The sequence below is a fragment of the Polaribacter sp. M10 genome, assembly GCF_054968445.1.
Window position 1 is genome coordinate 373,967 of sequence record NZ_JBSSBG010000002.1, and the last position, 22,179, is coordinate 396,145.

The 22,179-nt window shown below is 29.4% G+C and carries 14 protein-coding genes; 8 read left to right on the forward strand and 6 right to left on the reverse strand.

The window, feature by feature from the left end; translation table 11 throughout:
- Nucleotides 1-124 precede the first annotated feature (124 nt).
- The 5 genes from ACWYN7_RS04250 (at nucleotide 125) to ACWYN7_RS04270 (ending at nucleotide 7,642) form a co-directional block, all read left to right on the forward strand.
- Complete coding sequence (locus tag ACWYN7_RS04250; protein ID WP_462858605.1) at nucleotides 125-2,857, forward strand: T9SS type A sorting domain-containing protein; 2,733 nt, start codon at nucleotides 125-127, stop codon at nucleotides 2,855-2,857.
- Nucleotides 2,854-3,552 (forward strand): hypothetical protein, encoded by a 699-nt coding sequence (locus ACWYN7_RS04255; protein WP_462858606.1) that lies wholly within the window; start codon nucleotides 2,854-2,856, stop codon nucleotides 3,550-3,552. The genes ACWYN7_RS04250 and ACWYN7_RS04255 overlap by 4 nt, the downstream gene beginning before the upstream one ends.
- Before the next feature lie 35 nt (nucleotides 3,553-3,587).
- Nucleotides 3,588-4,925, forward strand: a complete 1,338-nt coding sequence (locus ACWYN7_RS04260; RefSeq protein WP_462858607.1) for a family 43 glycosylhydrolase — start codon at nucleotides 3,588-3,590, stop codon at nucleotides 4,923-4,925.
- 15 nt (nucleotides 4,926-4,940) lie between these two features.
- Nucleotides 4,941-6,581, forward strand: a complete 1,641-nt coding sequence (locus ACWYN7_RS04265; RefSeq protein ID WP_462858608.1) for a glycoside hydrolase family 43 protein — start codon at nucleotides 4,941-4,943, stop codon at nucleotides 6,579-6,581.
- A gap of 194 nt (nucleotides 6,582-6,775) precedes the next feature.
- A complete protein-coding gene (locus ACWYN7_RS04270) occupies nucleotides 6,776-7,642 on the forward strand; it encodes a family 16 glycosylhydrolase (protein WP_462858609.1) in 867 nt (288 codons plus the stop codon).
- Between the two features lie 94 nt (nucleotides 7,643-7,736).
- On the opposite strand, the gene ACWYN7_RS04275 is transcribed toward ACWYN7_RS04270, so the two are convergent.
- The 5 genes from ACWYN7_RS04275 to ACWYN7_RS04295 all read right to left on the reverse strand — a co-directional run bounded on the left by ACWYN7_RS04275 (nucleotide 7,737) and on the right by ACWYN7_RS04295 (nucleotide 18,072).
- On the reverse strand, nucleotides 7,737-9,554 hold the full coding sequence (locus ACWYN7_RS04275; RefSeq protein WP_462858610.1) for an arylsulfatase: 1,818 nt from the start codon (nucleotides 9,552-9,554) through the stop codon (nucleotides 7,737-7,739).
- Nucleotides 9,555-9,883: 329 nt separating this feature from the next.
- Nucleotides 9,884-14,128, reverse strand: coding sequence for a hybrid sensor histidine kinase/response regulator transcription factor (locus ACWYN7_RS04280; RefSeq protein WP_462858611.1), 4,245 nt, complete (start codon nucleotides 14,126-14,128; stop codon nucleotides 9,884-9,886).
- A gap of 720 nt (nucleotides 14,129-14,848) precedes the next feature.
- Nucleotides 14,849-15,694, reverse strand: coding sequence for a universal stress protein (locus tag ACWYN7_RS04285; protein ID WP_462858612.1), 846 nt, complete (start codon nucleotides 15,692-15,694; stop codon nucleotides 14,849-14,851).
- A gap of 84 nt (nucleotides 15,695-15,778) precedes the next feature.
- Nucleotides 15,779-16,831 (reverse strand): response regulator, encoded by a 1,053-nt coding sequence (locus ACWYN7_RS04290; RefSeq protein ID WP_462858613.1) that lies wholly within the window; start codon nucleotides 16,829-16,831, stop codon nucleotides 15,779-15,781.
- Nucleotides 16,831-18,072 carry a PAS domain-containing sensor histidine kinase gene (locus tag ACWYN7_RS04295; protein WP_462858614.1) on the reverse strand — a complete coding sequence of 414 codons (1,242 nt, stop codon included), beginning with the start codon at nucleotides 18,070-18,072 and terminating at the stop codon, nucleotides 16,831-16,833. The genes ACWYN7_RS04290 and ACWYN7_RS04295 overlap by 1 nt, the downstream gene beginning before the upstream one ends.
- Nucleotides 18,073-18,264: 192 nt before the next feature.
- Between ACWYN7_RS04295 and ACWYN7_RS04300 the strand changes: the two genes are divergently transcribed.
- From ACWYN7_RS04300 to ACWYN7_RS04310, 3 genes are all read left to right on the forward strand, one after another.
- On the forward strand, nucleotides 18,265-18,618 hold the full coding sequence (locus tag ACWYN7_RS04300) for a hypothetical protein (protein WP_462858615.1): 354 nt from the start codon (nucleotides 18,265-18,267) through the stop codon (nucleotides 18,616-18,618).
- Nucleotides 18,619-18,890: 272 nt separating this feature from the next.
- Entirely contained in the window at nucleotides 18,891-20,294 is a 1,404-nt protein-coding gene (uxaC, locus tag ACWYN7_RS04305) for a glucuronate isomerase (protein ID WP_462858616.1), read from the forward strand.
- 5 nt (nucleotides 20,295-20,299) lie between these two features.
- Nucleotides 20,300-21,265: a Gfo/Idh/MocA family protein gene (locus tag ACWYN7_RS04310; protein WP_462858617.1), complete on the forward strand. Its 966-nt coding sequence runs from the start codon at nucleotides 20,300-20,302 to the stop codon at nucleotides 21,263-21,265.
- A gap of 13 nt (nucleotides 21,266-21,278) precedes the next feature.
- On the opposite strand, the gene ACWYN7_RS04315 is transcribed toward ACWYN7_RS04310, so the two are convergent.
- Nucleotides 21,279-22,121 carry a DMT family transporter gene (locus ACWYN7_RS04315; RefSeq protein WP_462858618.1) on the reverse strand — a complete coding sequence of 281 codons (843 nt, stop codon included), beginning with the start codon at nucleotides 22,119-22,121 and terminating at the stop codon, nucleotides 21,279-21,281.
- Nucleotides 22,122-22,179: the final 58 nt, after the last annotated feature.

A 22,179-nucleotide genomic window follows, 5' to 3' on the forward strand; every position in this document is an offset into this window, starting at 1 on the left:
ATAAAACACATTCGTTATACTCTATAATCCATTTGTTTTTAATATCAATTTTATTCTACTTTAAATTTGTTTGCATCGTATTCTAAAAAACAAAAGGCAAAGAAATAATTAATAAAACCAAATTATGAAATTAAAAAAATACAAAAATTTAATATTAATTCCTTTCATACTATTCTGCTTACAAATATGTGCAACAGATATTTATGTGGCTAAAAATGGAGATGATTCTAATTCAGGCACTATAGAAAGTCCTTTGCTTACCATTTCTAAAGCAGCAAGTATAGCAGTTGCAGGCGATGTTGTTTATATAAGAGAAGGTACTTACGAAGAAACATTAACGCCAGCAAATTCTGGTACTGCAGGTAATCCTATTATTTTTCAATCTTATCCAGGAGAAAGAGTAATTATTTCTGCAATGGAATCATTATCTGGCTGGTCTCAAGAAAGTGGAGCTATTTATAAAACTACAATACCTTTTAATTCTTTAGGGCAACAAAATTTTGTAATGCATCAAGAAACAGCTTTAGATTTAGCAAGATGGCCAAATAAAACAGATCAAGATGCTTTTGCTTTAAATTCGATAAGAAATTCTGGAGGTAGTGCTTCTACAGTAATCAACAATGCTTATTTAACAGAAAGTTCTATACCCAATATCAACTGGACAGATGGTGCTGTTTGGTTTTATGGCGATAAACCTGGTTCTGGTTGGATTGCCTGGAAAGCTCAAATTACAAGCAGTTCTAGTGGAAGAGTAAACTTTAATTTAGATAAAAATCCAGATTGGATAAGAACGTTTCATGCTCCTGCAGATTTAGGAGATTTTTATTTAGAAGGTGTTAAAGGTGCTTTAGATTATCAAAACGAATGGTATTATAACCCATCAACAAAAGAACTTTTTATACAACTGCCAAATGGAGCAGTTCCTGCAGATGGCGATGTTAAAATGAGAAGAAGAAACGAAACCATCAACCTTAAACATAAAAAGTATATAGAAGTTAGAAATTTAGCGGTTTTTGGTGGAGGTATAAGTTTAGAAGATGATACAAGATGGACAACAAATACCAAAACAACTAACAATGTTTTATATGGTATTTCTTCTTTTTATGGTGCTTATACGCAAGGTATTGTAACCGGTTTTAACTCAGGAGTTGCAGCTGTAAAAATAGAAGGTTCTAACAACACCGTAGAAAAATGCGAAATAGCTTTTGGTTCTGCAACTGGTATTAATGTTAAAGGTAATTATCATACAATAAAAAATAATTTAATTCACGATTTTAATACGTTGGGTTCTTATGATGCTCCTGTTGTGTTAAGAGGTATGCACAACTCAAAATTTATCTATAATAAAGTAAGTAAAGGAGGTAGAGATGGTGTAAATTATAGTGGTACCAATAACGAAATTGCATATAATGATATTTCTAGAAGTAATTTAATTGCTGATGATTGTGCACTTTTTTACACAGTTGGTAAGCAAGAGAATACAGAAATTCATCACAATTGGTTTCACGACAATTACTCAAGAGGAGATCTTTCTAAAGCTGCAGGAATTTATTTAGACAACGATGCAGAAAGTTTTAAAGTGCATCATAATGTGGTTTGGAATACAGAATGGACAAACATTCAAATAAACTGGAATGGTACAGACATAGAAATTTACAATAATACCTTATGGAACGGATCTCAAGTTATGGGGGCTTGGCACAAAGAAGGCACCGCTTTTTCTAATGTAAAAGTCTGGAACAATTTAGGAAGTGATGACAATTGGGAACCACAATCTGACAAACAAAATAATATGGTAGTTTCTTCGGATGTTTTTACCAATGAAAGTCAAGGAAATTTTAGTTTAAGTTCAGGTGCATCTCCTATAGATCAAGGTAAAATAATTACAGGGATTACAGATGGTTTTTCTGGTGATAATCCAGATGTAGGTGCGTATGAATTTGGTGGCGAAAATTGGGTAGCTGGCCCAGATTGGGATCCTACTTATGGTCCTGCAGATTTAGGTTGCTATGGTTTGCCAGGAGAAGAATGTTCAGATTTACCTGCAGACGATCAAGATTTAGATGGTGTTGTAGATGCTTTAGATTTGTGTCCAAACACACCTAGAAATACAATTGTAAACACAGATGGATGCGAAATTTTTACAATTGCTGCAGATAATTTTACCATTCAAACTCAAGGAGAAACTTGTGTTGATAGCAATAATGGAAGTATTAGCATTACATCAAAAGAAAGTTCTTTAACATTTACAGCTGCCATAGAAGGTACAAATTTGTCTAAAACATTTACTTCGGATGTTGCTTTTAATGAGTTAACCTCTGGTGATTATTCGCTTTGCATTACCACCACTGCAGATGCAAATTACAAGCAATGTTACAACATTAAAATTACGGCTCCAGAAGCACTTTCTGTTGCAGCCAAAGTAAATAAAACAAAAAAAAGTATATCCTTAAATCTTGCTGGTAGCAATTTGTATAGAATTAATTTAAACGGAATAATAACAGTTACAGATCAAAAAAACATTACGCTTTCTTTACAATCAGGAGAAAATACCATTAAAGTTTCTACGGATAAAGATTGCCAAGGTAATTTTAATGAAAAAGTAATTCTTATTGATGAAGTATTGGTATATCCTTCTATAGTAAAAGAAAGCTTTACAATTGCGTTACCAGAAAATCAAACTAAAAATATTAGGTATCAAGTAATGTCATTATCAGGTAAAATTGTGTTACAGAATAATCTTCAGCTTCAAAACAACACTATTTTGGTTGATGCAAATCAGCTTTCTGCAGGCGTGTATTTTGTAAAAGTTACAGCAAATAATATCAATTCAAACTTTAAAATTATAAAACAATGATAAATATAAAATCTATCAAAAATATTTTTATAGTCCTTTTTTCAATCACTTTAGTTAGCTGTGGAGGTGGAGATGGTGAAGATGGTCCAGATGTTATAACTTTAGGTAAAACCGTTTTAATTCTGCCTTTAAATAACACAGAATGCAACCAAGGCAATGTAATTTCTGAACAAGAAAGCAAAGTTTATTTTGAGTGGAATACAGCCGAAAATGCAGACAGTTATAATATAAAAATTAAAAATTTAAATGATGATACTGTTAAAAGCCTCATATCATCGAACACAAATATAGAAACTGCCTTATTAAGAGGCGTGCCCTATTCTTGGTCTGTAACTGCAAAATCTAATGGAGCTGCAGATACAACAAGCGATACTTGGAAATTTTATAATGCAGGAGATGGAGTGCAAAATTATGCTCCTTTTCCAGCAGATTTAGTGAGTCCAAAAATGGGAAGTTCAGTAGATGTTTCTACATCTTTAGAATGGACAGGTAATGATATTGATGCAGATATAGAAGAATATGAAGTGTATTTATCAACAACAAACCCTCCAACTACTTTAAAAGGAACTACAACAACAACTACAATAAATAATTTGTCTTTAGAATCAGCCACAGTGTATTATTGGTCAGTAGTTACAAAAGATAGTTTTGGCAATCAATCCACATCTCCAGTATTTGAGTTCAGAACAAATTAATCAACATAAAACCGATTTTTAAACCGATATTAAAAGTGAAAAAAAGAATTATAATCTTATTGTTATTTCTATTGGCAAAAGAAATAAACGCCCAGAATCCATTGGTTACCCATTTGCACACAGCAGATCCAACAGCTCGTGTTTTTAACGGTAAATTATACATTTATCCTTCTCATGATGTGGTGCCTCCAAAAGGCATAGATGCCCCTCGTTTTTGTATGCCAGATTATCATATTTTTTCTTTAGAAAATGGCAATACTTGGAAAGATTATGGTGTTATTTTAGATCAAAATGAAGTGCCTTGGGGCAAGAAAAATTCCTACGGAATGTGGGCTCCAGATTGTATAGAAAGAGATGGTAAATATTACTATTATTACCCTGCACCACCCAAAGATGGTTCATCCTTTAGAAGAATTGGTGTTGGTGTTTCAAACAATCCTACAGGTCCTTTTAAATGGGAAAAAGACTATATAAAAGGGATAGAAGGTATAGACCCTGGTTTAATGATCGATGATGATGGAGAAGGTTATATTTTCTTTGCAGGTGGCAAAACCATAAAAGGAGCCAAGCTAAAAAAGAATATGAAAGAGATTGAAGGCGAAGCAATTACAATTCAAGGGATTCCTGCTGGTTATGTAGAAGGTCCTTTCCCTTTTAAATATAATGGAAATTACTATTTAACTTTTGCGCATGTTTTTGCTGATGAAGGGTATACTATTGGATATGCCATGAGTAAAAATCCTTTAGGGCCTTATGTGTATAGTGGTAAAATTATGGATAATATAGATAATGGAACCAATCATCATTCTATAGTAAAATACAAAGGCAAATGGGTTCTTTTTTATCATTGGTGGAGCGTTAGTGGATACAGTAAATTACGTTCTATGAGAGCAGATTATATGCACTTTAAAAAAGATGGAAGTATAAAAAAAGTTGTACCCACTTTAAGAGGAATTGGAAACCCAACTGTAGGTGATACCATTCAAATAGACAGATATAATGATATTTATAATGCAAAAACCAGTTTTGTTGGTGGTAATGAACCTAATGGATGGATGGTTACAGAAACAAAAATGATGAGCACTGTTCGTTTTAACGGAGTAGATTTTGGTGATGCTGCTGCAAAAAAATTACAGGCTAGAGTTGCAAGCGGACAAAGAAATGGAAGTTTCGAAATTAGAATTGGTGGCGCAAAAGGAAAATTAATTGCTACTTTTCCTGTACATTACACTGGAGGTTGGAACAAATGGCAAACGATAGAAACAGACTTGCTAGAAAATCCAACAGGTATTCATGATATTACAGTTGTTTTTAAATCTATTTGGGGCGCTACTAAAATTGTAAATCTAAATTGGCTGTTGTTAAAACCATAAATCACTTTTTATCTAATGATGTTTAAAGCGTTAAAACTATTTTTTTTATTTCTTTTTTGCTGTAAAATTTCTGGGCAAACAGCACCCAAAACATTTCAAAACCCAATTTTATCTGGGTTTTATCCAGATCCTTCTATTTGTAGAGTTGGCGATACTTATTACATGGTAAATTCTAGTTTCGAGTGGTTTCCAGGTTTGCCTATTCATAAAAGTAAAGATTTGGCAAATTGGGAAAAAATTGGCCATGGTTTGCATCGTCCAACTCAAATTGTATATAAAGATGGACTAAGAAATTCTAACGGAATTTTTGCACCAACAATACGTTTTCATAACGGAAAATTCTACATCATTACAACAATGGTTGGGCAAAGAGGAAATTTTATCATAACTGCTAAAAATCCTGCAGGTCCTTGGAGCAACCCAATGTTTATAAAAGATGCTCCTGGTATAGATCCTTCTCTTTTTTGGGATGATGATGGAAGATGTTATTATACAGGAGCTGGTTTAGTTGATGGTTCTGTAAAAGATTGGCCAGGCAAAAATGGCATTTGGATGCAAGAAATTGATCCTGATAAAGGTGTTTTATTAGGTGATAAAAAACAATTAACCTATGGCCATGCTTCTAATGCAAGATGGGCAGAAGGGCCGCATTTGTATAAAATTGATGGCGAATATTTATTGTTAATTGGCGAAGGTGGCACAGGAGAATACCATGCCATTACTGTGTTTAATAGCAAAAATTTGTGGGGGCCTTACATTCCAAATCATGCAAATCCTGTTTTAACTCATCGTCATTTAGAAAAAACATATCCTATTGGGCAAACAGGTCATGCAGATTTGGTGCAAACTCAAAATGGAGAATGGTGGAGTGTAATGTTAGCCAAAAGACACCAAAAAGGATTTGTAACTTTGGCTAGAGAAACTTTCTTAGCAAAAGTAAAAATGACAAAACAAGAAAGTGGAGTTACACCTATTTTTAATCCTGGTAAAGGATTGTTGCAACTAGAACAAGAAAGGCCAAATTTACCTTTTACACCTGTAGAGAAAATAAAAAATGTAGATAATTTTGATGAAAATGAGTTGGATTTAAAATGGAATTTTTTACGTTCTCCACAAAAAAAATGGTTTCTTTTAAAAGAAGGAAATTTAGAAATTGAACTACGGCCAGAAGAGGTTACAGATTTTGTAAATCCGTCTTTTATTGCGCAAAGAACACGTCATTTTAATTATAAAGCCGCTACAAAACTAGCTTTTAAAACCAATAAAGAAAACGAAAAAGCAGGTTTGGTCATTTACAGACGTCATGGAAATAATTATCAATTATTAAAAAGTAAAGAGGGGATTTCTTTAATTAAAGTACATCAAAAAAATAATAAAGGTGATGTTATTCCAGAAATAATTGAAAAAATATCCTATACAAATAAAGAGGTTGTATTAGTTGCCAAAGTTACAGGTTTATATGTTCAGTTTTTTTATGGCGAAAATAAAACAGCATTAAAAAAGATTGGTAGTACACAAGATTATACTATTGTTTCTGATGAAATTGCTCAAAAATTTAACGGTGTTTATATTGGTATGTATGCAACTTCATCAGGAAAAACAAGTGCAAAAAGCGCAAATTTTGATTGGTTTTCTTATCAAAAAATTGAAGAATAATTGCTAATTTATCTATCATTGATTTTGTTGAATTTAACTTTTAGTTAGTTTTTAAAGTTGTTATTTGTGATTGATTTTTGCAAAAAGAACAGAAAACAATCTAGAAAAAACATCTGTATTCTATAAAAAATCAATAGTTGTACAAAGCGATTTAAAAACCAGTTAGTTTTATGTTTCACTAAATTTATTTAAAAATGAAACATCTATTTTCATGTTTACTTCTGTTGATGATCTCAACTTCTTTATCAGCACAAGATTTAACCATTCCTCCAAAAAATTATAAAGATTCTGTAGATTTAAAAGCAGCACCAAAAAGAATTACAGATCAATTGCCTCTTTCTCATCAAAAAGAAAAAAAGAAGTGGAAAATGTTAAAAAAATATTCTGATGAGTTTAGTGCCAAAAAAATAAATGAAAAGATTTGGTACCCTAATAATCCTGGTTGGAAAGGCAGAAAACCTACCTTTTTTCATGGTGATAATGTAAAACTAGAAAACGATGAATTGGTAATTAGAGTAAACCAACATGGTGCTGAAAAATTGCCAGAAGGTTACACACATTCTACAGGTTTTATTAAAAGTAAAAATAAATTTTTATACGGATATTTTGAAGCAGAAGTAAAATTGATGGATGCACCTTGGGTATCTGGTTTTTGGATGACAAATGTTAGTAAAGATTGGTGGACAGAAATTGATATTTGCGAAAATGCACCTGGATTGGTTTACAATAGACACGATTTAAATTCGAACATTCACGTGTTTAGAGCTCCAAAAGATAAAGGCGATGTAAAAAAGCATTTTTCTAGAACTAAAAAGTATTATTTTCCTGAAGAATTGCAAGCAGATTATCATGTTTGGGGTTTAGAATGGACACCAGAATATATTCGTTTTTATATTGATGGTATTTTGTTTAGAGAAGCTAAAAATACACATTGGCATCAACCTTTAGAGGTTAATTTTAATTGCGAATCTAACAAATGGTTTGGAGCTTTACCAGATGACAATAGATTGGATGGAGAGTACCATGTAAAATATTTTAGAGTATGGAAACAGAAAAAATAAAGTAATTTTCTACACCCAAAAAAGCCTATTTAATACAAATTAAATAGGCTTTTTTTATGAAATGTTTTCTTAGGTATTAAGTTGATTTTACTCTTTATAATTTGGTAACATAAACATAATAAGCTACATTTTTTTCTGCTTTTGCATTTATAAAATTGGCTTGTAAATTGGCAATTCCTTTTTTAAGGTTTACTTTAAATGTTGATGATTTATCGGTTTTAGAAACGCTGTTTTCTTTGGTTATATCCCCAATTTCTATGGTTGCTTTGGTGTAGTTTAAATTTTTACCTTTAGGAATGGTAAATTGTAAACCAGGTATTTCTTCTGGAGTTACTTTTGCTACAGTTGTATTAATTGGTAAATCTGCTTCTATTGGATATCTTCTTAAAGAAATTTCGTAATCGCCATCGTTTTTAATATTTAAAGCCCAATATCCATTACCTACTTTTCCTTCTCTTACATAAATTTGATTCCAAGCATAACCGCCTTTGTCTGTATGTACATCATGAGCGGTTAATGTAACCGGATTTTCTTCTGCCAAACCAATAGGAATTTTAATTTCTTCATCAAATTGAACAGAAACTTCTTGCCACCAATTTTCGTAAAAAGCTCTCATTTCTGCAACTTTTTCTGGGTATTGATCCGCCAAATTTACTTTTTGAGCTTGGTCATTTTCAATGTTGTACAATTCTTTTCCGTTTACCAAACGCCATTTGTTTTGCATTACAGAAGATTTTCTCCATTTTTTAGGATAGTTTAAACGTTGCGAATCTGTTACTAACATTCTATTGTTTTCTTTTTCTTCTCCTTTAAGTATTTTTACCAAGCTTTGTCCGTTAATTTTTCTGTGGTTTTTAGGTAGTTTTATGCCACACAAATCTGCTAAAGTTGGCATAATGTCTAATTGAGCAGTTAATAAATTGATGTCTTTTGCAGTTTTTATATTTCCATTTTTCCAATGGATAAAAAATGGCACTCTATGTCCACCTTCGTATTCGCTACCTTTTGTACCTCGCATATCTGCATTGTAGCCAGTAACTTTTCCTTTTTTGTTGTAATATCCAGCAGAGGTTCCATTATCCGTCATAAAAATAAGAATGGTATTGTCTGCAATGTTTAATTCTTTTAGTTTTTTACGAAGCTTGCCAAAATTATCATCAACATTTGTAATCATTCCATAAAAACGTTTCTGAGTATCTGCTAAAACAGTATTGCTTAAATCTTTGTATAAGTTATAATATTTTAAGGGTACATTATAAGGTCCATGAGGTGCATTTGTAGCGATGTATGCAAAAAAGGGTTGTCCGTTTGCAGCTTCTATAAACTTTGTAGCTTCGTTAAAAAAAACATCAGTACAATAACCTTGGTATTTTTGAGGTACACCATTTTTAAAATAAGTATCATCAAAATAATCATTATTCCAATAATCTGGAGTTTGTTGTGCACCACCTCCATAATGCATTACAGTTTCTTGAAAACCTCTATCATGTGCTCTAAAAGGATAATTGTCTCCCAAATGCCATTTACCAAAAGCTCCTGTTTTGTAACCAGCTTCTGTAAACATATCAGCTAAAGTTTTTTCTTCTTCTCTTAACAAAGACCAGCCACCAACTGTATGCCAAACTCCTGTACTGTTTGCATATCTACCTGTCATTAATCCAGAACGAGTTGGGGCGCAAGTTGGCCCAACATGAAAATCTGTTAAATGATAACTTTCTTTATAAAAATTATCGATGTTAGGTGTTTTTATTACTTTATTACCAAGAGCACCAACATCTCCATAACCTTGATCGTCTGTAATTACTAAAATTACATTCGGTTTTTTTACAGTTTTTTGTTGCTCTACATCTTTTTTAGTTTTACAGCTTAAGATGATTAAAACTGTGAATAGTAAAGCCTTAGTGTATTTCATGTTTATCTCTTTTAATTTTGATAAATTGGAATTACTAAATTATTTGTTTTGCAACCAAAATAAAGTTCTTTATCGTTTTTATAGTGCATCAAATGTTTTTTTAAAACACTTTTTAATACTGATTGCATTTTGTTTAGTTTTTGATAACTGAGTTTTTAGTGTTTGTTTGATGTTTTTTGTATAAAGTGTAATACTTTAATTGTTAAAAACGATTAGTAATCATTTCTGATAAAATGATCAACAGAGACTTTTAACGAAGTGTTAAATTAAGAATTTAGCAAGGCAAATGGTTTTTTTATTTTTACAAGATTTTAAGGATTTTAATAAAGTTAAGCCTCTGTAGTTTCGGTTTTATTGTTTTTTTTTACATTTTGCCTAACATATTCACTTGGTATAATTCCGAATTGTTTTTTAAAACATTTAGAAAAATACGAAGCTGTGTTAAACCCAGTCATGTACATGATTTCTTTTACAGAATAATCGCTTTTTTCAAAAAGTTGAACGGCTCTTTTTAGTCTGATGTTTCTAATAAAAGCACTAGAAGACAAACCTGTAATTTCTTTAAATTTAAGGTATAAAGTACTTCTGCTTAAGCCCATTTCTTTTACCAACATTTCTACACTAAAATCTGTATTCATCATGTGTTTTTCTACAATTTCTATGGCTTGTTGTAAAAACTTTTCGTCTAACGTAGTTACAGTAACATCTTTGGGTTTAAAGGTAATGTCTTTTTTAAATCTGTTTCTTAATTGATCTCTTTGCCTAATAATGTTTTTAAGTTTTACTTCTAAAAGTTCTATATCAAAAGGTTTTCTAATATAATCGTCTGCACCCGTTTTTAATCCTTTAATTTCGCTTTCTTGCGATAGTTTTGCAGTTAACATAATTACAGGAATATGACTGGTTTCTTGTTGTGTTTTTAGTTTTTTACAAAATTCAATTCCATCTAATTCTGGCATTAAAACATCCGTAAGAATAATATTTGGTAAAATTTTATTGGCAATTTCTAAACCTATTTTTCCATTTTGAGCTTCGTAAATAATATAATCATCATCTAAAGCTTGTTTTAAAAACACTCTAATATCTACATTATCATCAACCACTAAAAGAATTGGTTTTTCAGATCTAGATTTATCAATATTTAGATCTGTTATTTCATCATTTAAACTAATGGCTAATGAATTTGTTTCTGATGTACGAATTAAAAAATCTGGATCTTTACTGCTTTTACAGGTAATTTCTGGAATGTTTTCGTAGGCGTTTCTTTCCATGGGAAGTGTAACTGTAAAAGTGGTTCCTTCGTTAATTTTACTTTCTACTTTAATATCACCTTGATGTAATTTTGTGAGTTGCTGCACAAACGATAAACCAATACCTATACCTTGAGGATTGTCTTTTCCTTTGGTTTTATCGATATAAAATCTTTCGAAAATGGTATCCAATTTTTCTTTTTCTATACCACAACCAGAATCCTCTACTTTTATAATTACATTTTTACCATTGTATTTTTCATCAGTATAAATATCAATGGTTATAGCGCCTTTTATTGGAGTAAATTTAAAGGCATTCGATAAAAGATTGTTGATTATTTTTTCGATCGCTTCATGATCGAACCAAGAAATTATAGCTGTAGAATGTGCGTTAATTTTAAAATCTATTTGGTTTTTGTGCATTAAAAACTGAAAAGGTTCGCAAAGTTCTTTTATAAACGTAACAATATTGCTTTTACGCATTACAAGCCTTGTTTTACCTTGATTAATTTTTCTAAAATCTAACAATTGGTTTACAATTCTTAATAAAGAATCGCTATTTTTTTCCATTAATTTATACTGCTCTTGTATTACTTTTTGATCTAATTTGGCACCTTTTTTCTGAAGATATTTTAACGGTCCTTTTAGTAAGGTTAATGGTGTACGCAACTCGTGAGAAATGTTGGTAAAAAATTCGAATTTAATTTTTTGTAACTCTTCGTTTTTCTCTTTTTCTAAATGATCTATTTCTAATCTGTGTTTTTCGTTTGTGCCAATAATGGTATATCTTCTAAATAAAAATAATAGGCCAAGAATTAATAATAGATAAATAAAATAGGCAATTTTGGTTTCCCAAAAAGGAGGTACAATTTGTAAACTTAATTCTGATGGAGAAGAATCCCAAATGGCATCGTTGTTAGAGGCTTTTACTTTAAAAGTATAGCTGTTTGGTGGTAAATTTGTGTATGTAGCAAAACGTCTTTCGGATGTAGTGTAAATCCAATCTTTATCAAAACCTTCTAATTTATAGGCGTATTGATTTTTTTTGGGCGATGCAAAATGCAACGAAGAAAAATCGAAAGAAAAACTATTTTCGTTATGTTTTAGTTTTAGGTTTTTGGTGTTGCTTAAAGAATTTTCTAGAATAATTCTACCGTTAATTTTTTCGCCAATAGTTACATCCTTATTAAAAATAGAAAATTTAGTAATTACAGTTTCTGGCTCGTAAGAATTGTTTTTTATTTTATCAGGAAAAAACGAATTAAAGCCATTTATACCTCCAAAAAGCAGTTCGCCATTTTTTCGTTTTAATCGTGCTAATTCTTGAAATTCGTTGCTTTGTAAACCGTCATTAATATCGAAATTTTTAAAAGTAATTTCTGTGGGATTAAATTTAGAAATTCCTTTGTTTGTAGATATCCATAGGTTGTTATTATCGTCTTCTAAAATCCCTTTTATTACGTTGTTTGGTAATCCGTCTTCTATTGTATAGGTGATAAAAGAGGCGTCTGTAGGTAAATATTTGCATAAACCACCACCTAAAGTACCTACCCAAAAATCGCCATTATTACTTTCAAATAATTCTAAAATATAATTATGACTAATGCTTTTATGGTCTTCAGGATTGTTTTTAAAAACAGCAAATTTAGGATGTTTTTTTAGTTTTTCTTCTTTGGTTAATTTGCACAATCCATTAGCAGTTGCAAACCAAATATTACCAAAACGATCTTCTAAAATATTTCTGATAATATTGCTAGGAACTCCGTTTTTTTCTAATTTATTATAAGATAAAAAATCCTTTTTATAACTGTTACGCTCTTTATTATAAAGCCATCTTACAATACCATTATTATAAGTACCAATCCATAAATTTTTGTCTTTATCTTCTAATAAGGAAAATACACTACCAAATATATCTTTAAAAGGTTTTATATCTTGGTCTGTGTATTCTTTTGCTTGGGTGATGTCTATTTCATATAAACCCGGAAAATTTTCTGAGCCAATGATTAGAATTTTTTTACCTTTTCTTTCAATTTCTATAGTAGCAAATACATTTCTTAGATTATTATATATTTTAAAACCTAAATAAGAACCTTTGTTTTTGTCTTTTAACAGCATATTTAATCCACCACCTTCTGTACCAATCCATAAAGTTCCATTGCTGTCTTCGAACATCGATCTTATTTTATCGTAACTTAAACTTGTAGGGTTTAAGGTCTTTTTAACATTTTTAAATTGTTTTCTTTCTAAATCTAATTTATTTAAACCACCACCATTTGTGCCAATCCAAATAACACCAGCTTTGTCTTTTAGTAAAGATTTTATGGTGTTTTTACTTAAACTTGTTGGGTTGTTTGGGTTGTATTTAAAATCGTGAACAAGTTTTGGGTTTTTGTGTTTTTTTGAATTCTTGAGGTATAAAAGTCCGTTGTTGGTACCTACCCAAATACTTCGATTGTCTACCAAAATTTGATTTACAGCAATATTGTTAACAATATTTTCTATTTTAGGAGACTTTTTTCTGTTAAGCATAAAAAGGCCGTAATTAGAACCTATTAATAATCTACCATACACATCTTCACTAATACTTTTAACAGCAACATTAGGCAAACCGATATTTTTATTTACAAGCTTAAAATAAATTTCGCCATTAGAATCTCTCATCAACTTAAAAATACCTTGGTAACCACCAACCCAAATTTCTCCTTTACTATCTTGAAAAATGGTGTTTATAGAATTGTCTTGAAACTTAGAAACAAAAGGATCTCTTTCTAAATTATAGTGCTGAAATTTTACTTTATCTGATAAGGTGTTTAAATTTAACACATCGATTCCGTTTATAGTGCCAACCCAAAGTCTGTTATTGTTATCTATTAAAAGTGATGTAATATGATTATTGATTAAGCTATCATCATCTTTATCATCGGCAACAAAATGAGAAAATTTTTCTGTAGTTCTATTAAAGTAATTTAATCCTCTACCAGTTGTGCCAATCCATAAATTGTCTTTTTTATCGCCTGTAAGTGCATAAATTAAATTGCTATTTATACTATGATTATTGGCAGAATTGGGTGTAAAAATTTTAAAATTATAACCATCGTATTTATTTAAACCTTCGTGCGTTGCAAACCATAAAAAACCTTGATTGTCTTGATAAATGCTATTGATATCACTTTGTGATAAACCATTATCTGTAGTTATATGATGAAACTGTATATTTTCTTGTGCTATAATTTTAGAAAGAGCAAGTACAAAAGTAAATGCGATAAGAGAGGTATGAATTAGCTTTTTTTTGATAAAAATAGAATTCGATTTGTAACGCATATAATTGGTAAATTCAGTTTAGCAATGTATTATTTAAGATGATGTAATTTTTATCTTAAATAAGATTTTAAAAATAGTTTTTTATTTCGATGATACTTTATATTATGTACGCATAGTTTTAAACATTTTAATATACAATGTTTAAAGAATTATAGAAGGTAACAAAATTGGAATACTAACTTCTATTTATCTGCTTTAGTGCATAATAAAAAACAAACACAAGTTTATATAATGATTGGGTTAATTAACTAATCGTATGATTTATAATCAAGAACATATGGTTAATTAAATAGTGTACAGTTTGTATAAAGCTGTGGGCTATTTACTTGAATTTGATTGTTTTGGTGTTTGTTGATGGTTTATCAAAATATAAGAAATAAAAAAAGGGGAGCTTTATCTCCCCTTTGCAGAACAGTTAATTATTAAGAGTAAAAGCTCTAATAATTAAACTTGTTCATAACCTCCTAAATTATCATATAGATAATTTAAGGCTTACTGTAATGAAACAAAAATTTGGGTCTTTTTGTTTCTGCATGAGAATGATTTTATTTAAAAAATTTCCGATACTAAAAATAGATTCAATCTCAAATATGAAAAACAATTACTTAAAAATACTATTATGATACTACAAATTTAATACGGTTTTGGGTTTTTGAAAATGATAAATATCAGTTTTAAAAAAATACATTTTTAAAATTTTTACTAATTTTTTAATTGCAATTATTCGTGTAATACTAAAAAAGGAACATTGGTATGATAACTAATTTTTTCTACTTTAGAATGAAACAATATTTGCTGAAAATAATTTAGGTTTTTGGCAACCATAGCCATCATATCTATATTTCTACTTTCTACAAAACACTGTATAGCATCTTCTACTTTACTGTTAGATAAGCTATGGAAACTGTGTTTATAATTTGCAAATAAATCTTCTAAAACCTCTTTATTATTTTGCTGATCTAAACTTAAACCAGCTCCTTTTTGTGCAATATGCAGTATTCGTAAAGCTGCAGCTGTTTCCTTTTTTAAAATATTTACAATAGAATGTAAAACATTGGTATTATAAGAAAGTATAAAATCAGTAGGAAAAGCAATTTCTTTAATAGGGCTATAAGTTGCGTTTTCTGGCACTATGAGTGCAGAGCAAGATACTTTTGTAATAACTTCGCCAGCATTGCTACCTATTAGTAATTTTTTTAAACCAGAGGCGCCTTTTGTACCCATTATTATTAAATCTATATCTTTTTCTTCAACATGTTTTCTTATTGAATCTATAAAATAGTTATAATCTATAAGTGTATAAAATTTATGCTTTTTGTTAATAGGAAATTCTGTACGAATACGTTCTATAAATTTTTTTAACTTTAGTTTCGATGGTTTTAATAATGTATTATCTATAACATCATTATAAGGTGTATAAGGAATATCACTTACAACAGTATTGCTAATTCTATTTACATTTAAAAGATAAAAATTGCAAACTTCATTCTTATACATATTAATTGCATAGGCAATTGCATTCCATGAATTTTCTGAAAAGTCTGTAGGTAATAAAATATTTTTCATCGATTTTCTCTTAGTAAAACAAAACTAAAGAGAACCATTTGGTTATGAAATGATTTTGGTCATATCAACTTTATAACCAAAATTTTAATACATATTTTTTAATTTTTCTAATTCTAGAATTCTTATAGATCTACCCTCTATTTCTATTAAACCTTGTTTTTTAAAGCTAGATAAAGTTCTAATTAGAGTTTCTGTAGCAATACCAGCAACACTTGCCAAATCGTTTCTAGAAATTTTAATAGGATCTTCTGGATTACGATTCATTTTTTCTGCAAATTTAAGTATTGTTGTTGCTGTTTTTTTGTGCACAGAACTATACGCCATTTGTAGTAATTGATCTTTAATACCAAAAATATTATCGGTTAATAATTCTATAATATCTAAGGTTAATTTTGGGTTGGTGGTAAGTATTTTTTGAATTTCACTTTTTGGTAATCCTACTAACTCAGTATCATCTATAGTGGTTGCTGTTTCTTGATATGGTACATTTTGGGTAAATGAAGTATAACCAAAAAGATCGTCTTCTTTATAAAGTGCAGTGGTTAATTCTTTGCCTTGTTCGTCAAATTTAAAGCACTTAACAAGTCCTTTTATAATTAAATATATAAAATTAGAATTGTCTCCATTTTCATAAATTGTAGCATCTTTTTTATATACAAAAGTTTGGCCATTATCATCGAAAAAGTTCTTTAAATCGTTAAGTGTTCTTAGTTCGCTGTCATCATCTAAATTACCTTGTACAAGGTTTTCTCTTTCTTCTTTTAAAATAGCAGCTTTGGCAATTCTACTTTCTATGGCACTTACAAGTTCTTCTTCGCTAAAAGGTTTTGTAATATAATCATCAGCACCCAAATCCATACCTTTTCTAACATCTTTTCTTTCTGTTTTTGCCGATAAAAATATAAACGGAATGTACTTTGTTGTGGCGTTTTTTGATAAGTTTTCTAATACTCCATAACCATCTAATTCTGGCATCATAATATCACAAACAACAATATCTGGTAGGTTTTCCATTGCAGAAGCTACTCCTTTTTTTCCATCAGAAGCAGTAAAAACGTTATAATTAGAAAGTTCTAATAATTCTGCTGTGTTTTCTCTTAAAACAGCATCATCTTCGATAAGTAATATTTTTTTCATCATTTCATTTTGTTAGGAATTATTATGGTAAAAGCAGTGCCTACGTTTTCTGTACTTTTAAAAGAAATAGTTCCTTTTAGGTTTTCGATATGTGTTTTTACAATATTTAGGCCAATTCCTGTTCCTTGAGAAAGTAGTGCGTTTTCGGCTCTAAAATATCGATTAAATATATTCTTTTGATCTTTTTCTGGAATTCCAATTCCATTATCGCTCACTTTAAAAATAGTTTCTGTATCATTTTGCGAAACATTAATATCTATAACTGTATTTTCTGATGAATATTTTATTGCATTATGCACTAAATTAGATAGAGCCAATTCAATAATTTTTTCATCTTGTTCTAAAAAGTAATCATTTATGTTTTCAGGATAATTAATTTTCTGACCACCTTTTAATAATATGTTGGCATTATAAACCACTTCATCTAAAACCTTACTTAATTTAAAAGTTTTAGCCTTGTATTGTATTTGCCCTCTTTCTAGTTTTTCTACCGATAAGAAATCATTTAAAATATTATTTAAATAATGTACTTTATCTGTTATTGTTTTTAGGTGTTTTTCTCTGTTAGTTTGTTGTTCTGTTAATTTGTATTTACCCAATAACATTGTAGAGGTTAAAATACCACTTAAAGGCGTTTTAAATTCATGAGAAACTAATGATAAAAATTTAGTTTTTAGCTCATTTAATTCTTGCTCTTTTTTAAGGGCAGATTTTATTTCTTCTTCAGCGTTTTTGCGTTTTTTGTTTTCTTCGCCAAGTTCTAAGTTTACTAATTTTAGTTCTTCTATGGCAATTTTTAATTCTTCTGTTCTTTGCTCTACTTCACTTTCTAGTTTGCTATTTAACGCTATAATTTTTTGCTCTTGTTCTTTTCTAAGCGTAATATCTATAATAAGCGCCATTACATAATTTTTACCATAAATGGTAAAAGGATTTAAACCCGCTTCTAAAGGAAAAATACTACCGTCTTTTTTTGCGCCAAAAATATCACGTCCTTGGCCCATTCTTCTCTTTTTTTTATCTTTCATAAAGCCTTTAAAGTGGCTACCATGATTGGCGTGATAATTTTGAGGAATTAAAATGTTTAAAGGTTGTTTTAAAAGTTCTTTAGCATTGTAGCCAAACATCTTTAAAGCAGATTCATTGGCTTCTACAATGGTTTGTTGGTTATCAACAATAATTACCCCTTCTGAAACTGCTCCTAAAAGAATATTAAAAATATTCTGATCTTCTTTGAACATAGTTTATAAATTTTACCCAAATATACAAAAACGTTAGACCTAAATTTTAGGTTTCCCAAATTTATAATTTCAATATTTATTATGTTTAGAGTCCTTAAATTAAATAATTGATTATCAATGTTAATAAATATGAACGTTTTTTTATTAAATTTTTATAACTTTGAGTATCAGGGGATTTTAAAAATATTTACTATGAAATATTTTTTAGCGTTAATTATTTTTTTTCATGCAATCTTACATTTAGGAGGCTTTATTGTAGCCTTTTTTGAAATAGATTTGTTTAAAGGGGTTTTAAGCATATCAAAATCATTAGGTTTTTTCTGGTTGCTGGCCTTTTTACTTTTTGTAAAAGTGTCTAGAAATTTACTGAAAAGAAAAAAATGGCTTTACATTACTATTTTAGCAGTTGGTCTTTCTCAGTTTTTAATAATAAAAGAATGGCAAGAAACTAAGTTTGTTACCTTATTAAATCTAATTATTTTAACAGTTGCCATTTTAGATGCTAATAAAAAAAGAGCTTACAAACCTAGAGGTAAAAGTAAATAGTTGTAGGTTTTTTGATAATCATATCAATAAAAGATTACCTCAAAAAAGCATTTAACTTTTAATAGTATTAATAATGTTTTTTACTGTTTTCATTTATAATAATTTTAAGTATATTTCTATTTTTAAATATTTATGAATAAAAGGTAAAGTCTTTTTTTAATAAAGAGAGATATAAATAAGTTTGCTATAACTTAAGTATGGTTTTTGCCGTATTTTTATTCTTTATAACTATAAAAATAAATTTTCTAAACTTAATTTAAACGATATTAGAAATGAAAAAATTTCTTACCGAAGATTTTTTACTTCAAAATAATTTTGCAAAAAAAATGTATCATAATTTTGCAAAAGACTTACCTATAATTGATTACCACAATCATTTACCGCCAAAAGAAATTGCTGAGGATAAACAATTTGATAATATTACACAAGTTTGGTTGTATGGAGATCATTACAAATGGCGTGCAATGCGTGCCTTTGGAATTGATGAAAAATATATTACAGGTAATGCAAGTGATAAAGAAAAATTTTTAAAATGGGCAGAAGTTGTACCTTATACTATTAAAAACCCTTTGTTTCATTGGACTGCCTTAGAATTAAAAGCTTATTTTGATATTGATGAGGTTTTAACCCCAGAAAATGCCGAAGAAATTTATGAAAAAACCTCAAAATTATTACAACAAAAAACACATTCTGCAAATGGTTTATTAAAACTGCAAAATGTTGAAAGTTTATGTACTACAGATGACCCTATAGATTCTTTAGAATATCACATAGCTATTCAAAAAGATGCATCAAAAGTAAAAACATTTCCAACTTTTAGACCCGATAATTCTTTTGCTGTTGAAAATACCAAAACTTATAATGAATATTTAGCTAAACTTGAAAGTGTCTCGAACGTTAACATAAATAATTATACTAATTTATTAAAGGCTTTAGAAAGTAGGATTAACTTCTTTAATGATAATGGAGGCAAATTATCAGATCATAGTTTTAAACAACTATATTTCTTTGAAGAAGATATTTATGATGTTCATTTATTATTTGATAAAGTAAAAAACAATCAAACTTTAACTGAAGAAGAAGTAGCTTTCTTTAAATTTAAAACCCTTATTGAATTGTGTAAAATGTATCATAAAGTTGGTTGGACACAACAATTTCATTTAGGACCATTAAGAAATAATAACAAAAGATTGCTAAATGAGTTAGGGCCAGATACTGGTTTTGACTCTATAGGTGATTTCCCTCAAGCTGAAGCTTTAAGTGGAGTTTTAAATCGATTAGACAGTACCAATCAATTAACTAAAACCATTGTTTACAATTTAAATCCTGCAGATAGCGAAGTTTTTGCTACAATGGTTGGTAATTTTAATGATGGTACCATCAAAGGAAAAATGCAATATGGAGCTGCTTGGTGGTTTTTAGATCAAAAAGATGGCATGGAAAAACAGATTAACACCTTATCTAATTTAGGTTTGTTATCTTGTTTTATAGGGATGTTAACTGATTCTAGAAGTTTTTTGTCTTTTCCAAGGCACGAATATTTTAGAAGAATTTTATGTAACGCTATTGGGACTGATGTTGAAAATGGAGAACTACCTGAAGATGAAGCATTTTTAGGTAAAATTGTAAGCGATATTTGTTATCATAATGCAAAAAATTATTTCAATTTTATGTAACATATATGAATACTATTAAATGGGGAATTATTGGTTGTGGTGATGTTGCTGAAGTAAAAAGTGGCCCTGCTTTTCAAAAAGTAGCCAATTCTGAATTGGTGGCTGTAATGCGAAGAAATAAAGCAAAAGCTAAAGATTTTGCCCAAAGACACAATGTACCTTTTTACTATGATTCTGTTGATGATATTATTAATCATCCAGAAATAAATGCTCTTTATATAGCTACTCCACCTTCTACACATTTAGAAATTGCAAAACAATGCTTAGCAGCTGGTAAGTTTGTGTATTTAGAAAAACCAATGACACTAAATGCTGATGAAGCAAAAGAGTTGGAAAAAATAGTTACTGAAAATGATAAAATTGTTATTGCGCATTATAGAAGAAACTTACCTGCTTTTCTAAAAGTAAAAGAATTATTGAATGATAATTGTATTGGAAAAGTACATTTTGCAGACATTACCATTTTACAATCTAAAACTAACAATGTAATTGTAAAAACAGAAGATAATTGGCGTTTAAAACCAGAAACTTCTGGAGGTGGTTATTTTCATGATATTGCTCCTCATCAAATAGATTTGATGTTGTATTATTTTGGCAGTGTTAAAAATGCCCAAGGATTTGCTACATCAACTCAAAACAACAAAGTAGCTGACATTGTAAACGGAATTATAACTTTTAAAAACGGAATACAATTTAGAGGAATTTGGAATTTTATTGCATCAGAAAAAGAGGTAAAAGATTCGTGTAAAATTTATGGAGAAAAAGGTACAATTAGGTTTTCATTTTATGGTGAAGAAGTGTTTTTAAACACTGAAGACAAAAATGAAACTTTTTCTTTTAAAAATCTACAGCACGTGCAACAACCTTTAATAGCACAAACCGTTAACTACTTTTTAGGTAAAGCCACAAATCCTTGTACTATTAAAGATGGAGTTGATGTTATGAAACTATTAGATACATTTACAACCTAGAATTTTTAGTGTTTTAGGTTGTTTTTCTTTTGATGTAAATGTTATAAATCAATCCAGAAAGAATAAGCGCTATTCCTAAGATTGTCCAGCTATTGTAAATATCACCAAACCAAAAAGTGCCAATAATAATTGTAATAATTACCTCTAGATATTTTATTGGTGCTACTAAATTGGTTTCTTCTGCCTGAAAAGCTTTGGTCATATATAATTGTCCTACATAACCAAAAACACCCGTACTTATAAAAAGAATCCATTCTATTAAATTGGGTTGAATCCAATATTTTATAGACATAAATCCTCCAAAAGCAAAGGCCATCAACATAAAGTAATTAATAATTACAAGGGGATGTTCTGAGTTTCCTATTTTACGAATTACCACAAAAATTATTCCAAGAAAAATTGCTGAACACATCACAAAAAACAAACCTATTAATGCTACATCTGCTCCAAAACCTTTAATGATTAAAACTCCTAAAAAAGAGATAAAAAACAAAAACCATTGTATTAATTTAATTTTTTCTTTTAGAAATAAAAGCGCAAAAATTGCAGCAAAAATTGGTGCTGTGTATCTAAGTGATACTGCTGTGCCAATGCTTAAATAGTTTAAAGATTGAAAAAAACAGGTAAGTGAAATAACCCCAGTAATTCCTCTTATGATTAACCATTTTTTATTTGTACCGAAAAAAGGAATTTTTTGTTTAATTACTAGAGGTATTGTAAATAACAAAGTTCCTACAGATCTAAAAAAAACGACTTGATATACATTAAAAGTACTTAAATATTTAACTACAGATCCCATGAGTGCAAATGCAATTGCACTGAAAATCATATATAAAACAGCTTTGTTTTGAGTCATCTAAATTAATGTAAATATATAGCAACAAGTATACTTTTGTATGTAAAAACAAAGCTAT

What these genes read in the sequence shown, in the direction of transcription:
- ACWYN7_RS04250 (WP_462858605.1), top strand. Translation starts at nt 125, where the DNA reads ATGAAATTAAAAAAATACAAAAATTTAATATTAATTCCTTTCATACTA.
- uxaC (WP_462858616.1), top strand. Translation starts at nt 18,891, where the DNA reads ATGAAAAAATTTCTTACCGAAGATTTTTTACTTCAAAATAATTTTGCA.
- ACWYN7_RS04265 (WP_462858608.1), top strand. Translation starts at nt 4,941, where the DNA reads ATGATGTTTAAAGCGTTAAAACTATTTTTTTTATTTCTTTTTTGCTGT.
- ACWYN7_RS04275 (WP_462858610.1), bottom strand. Translation starts at nt 9,554, where the DNA reads ATGAAATACACTAAGGCTTTACTATTCACAGTTTTAATCATCTTAAGC.
- ACWYN7_RS04300 (WP_462858615.1), top strand. Translation starts at nt 18,265, where the DNA reads ATGAAATATTTTTTAGCGTTAATTATTTTTTTTCATGCAATCTTACAT.
- ACWYN7_RS04280 (WP_462858611.1), bottom strand. Translation starts at nt 14,128, where the DNA reads ATGCGTTACAAATCGAATTCTATTTTTATCAAAAAAAAGCTAATTCAT.
- ACWYN7_RS04255 (WP_462858606.1), top strand. Translation starts at nt 2,854, where the DNA reads ATGATAAATATAAAATCTATCAAAAATATTTTTATAGTCCTTTTTTCA.
- ACWYN7_RS04295 (WP_462858614.1), bottom strand. Translation starts at nt 18,072, where the DNA reads ATGTTCAAAGAAGATCAGAATATTTTTAATATTCTTTTAGGAGCAGTT.
- ACWYN7_RS04310 (WP_462858617.1), top strand. Translation starts at nt 20,300, where the DNA reads ATGAATACTATTAAATGGGGAATTATTGGTTGTGGTGATGTTGCTGAA.
- ACWYN7_RS04270 (WP_462858609.1), top strand. Translation starts at nt 6,776, where the DNA reads ATGAAACATCTATTTTCATGTTTACTTCTGTTGATGATCTCAACTTCT.
- ACWYN7_RS04315 (WP_462858618.1), bottom strand. Translation starts at nt 22,121, where the DNA reads ATGACTCAAAACAAAGCTGTTTTATATATGATTTTCAGTGCAATTGCA.
- ACWYN7_RS04290 (WP_462858613.1), bottom strand. Translation starts at nt 16,831, where the DNA reads ATGAAAAAAATATTACTTATCGAAGATGATGCTGTTTTAAGAGAAAAC.
- ACWYN7_RS04285 (WP_462858612.1), bottom strand. Translation starts at nt 15,694, where the DNA reads ATGAAAAATATTTTATTACCTACAGACTTTTCAGAAAATTCATGGAAT.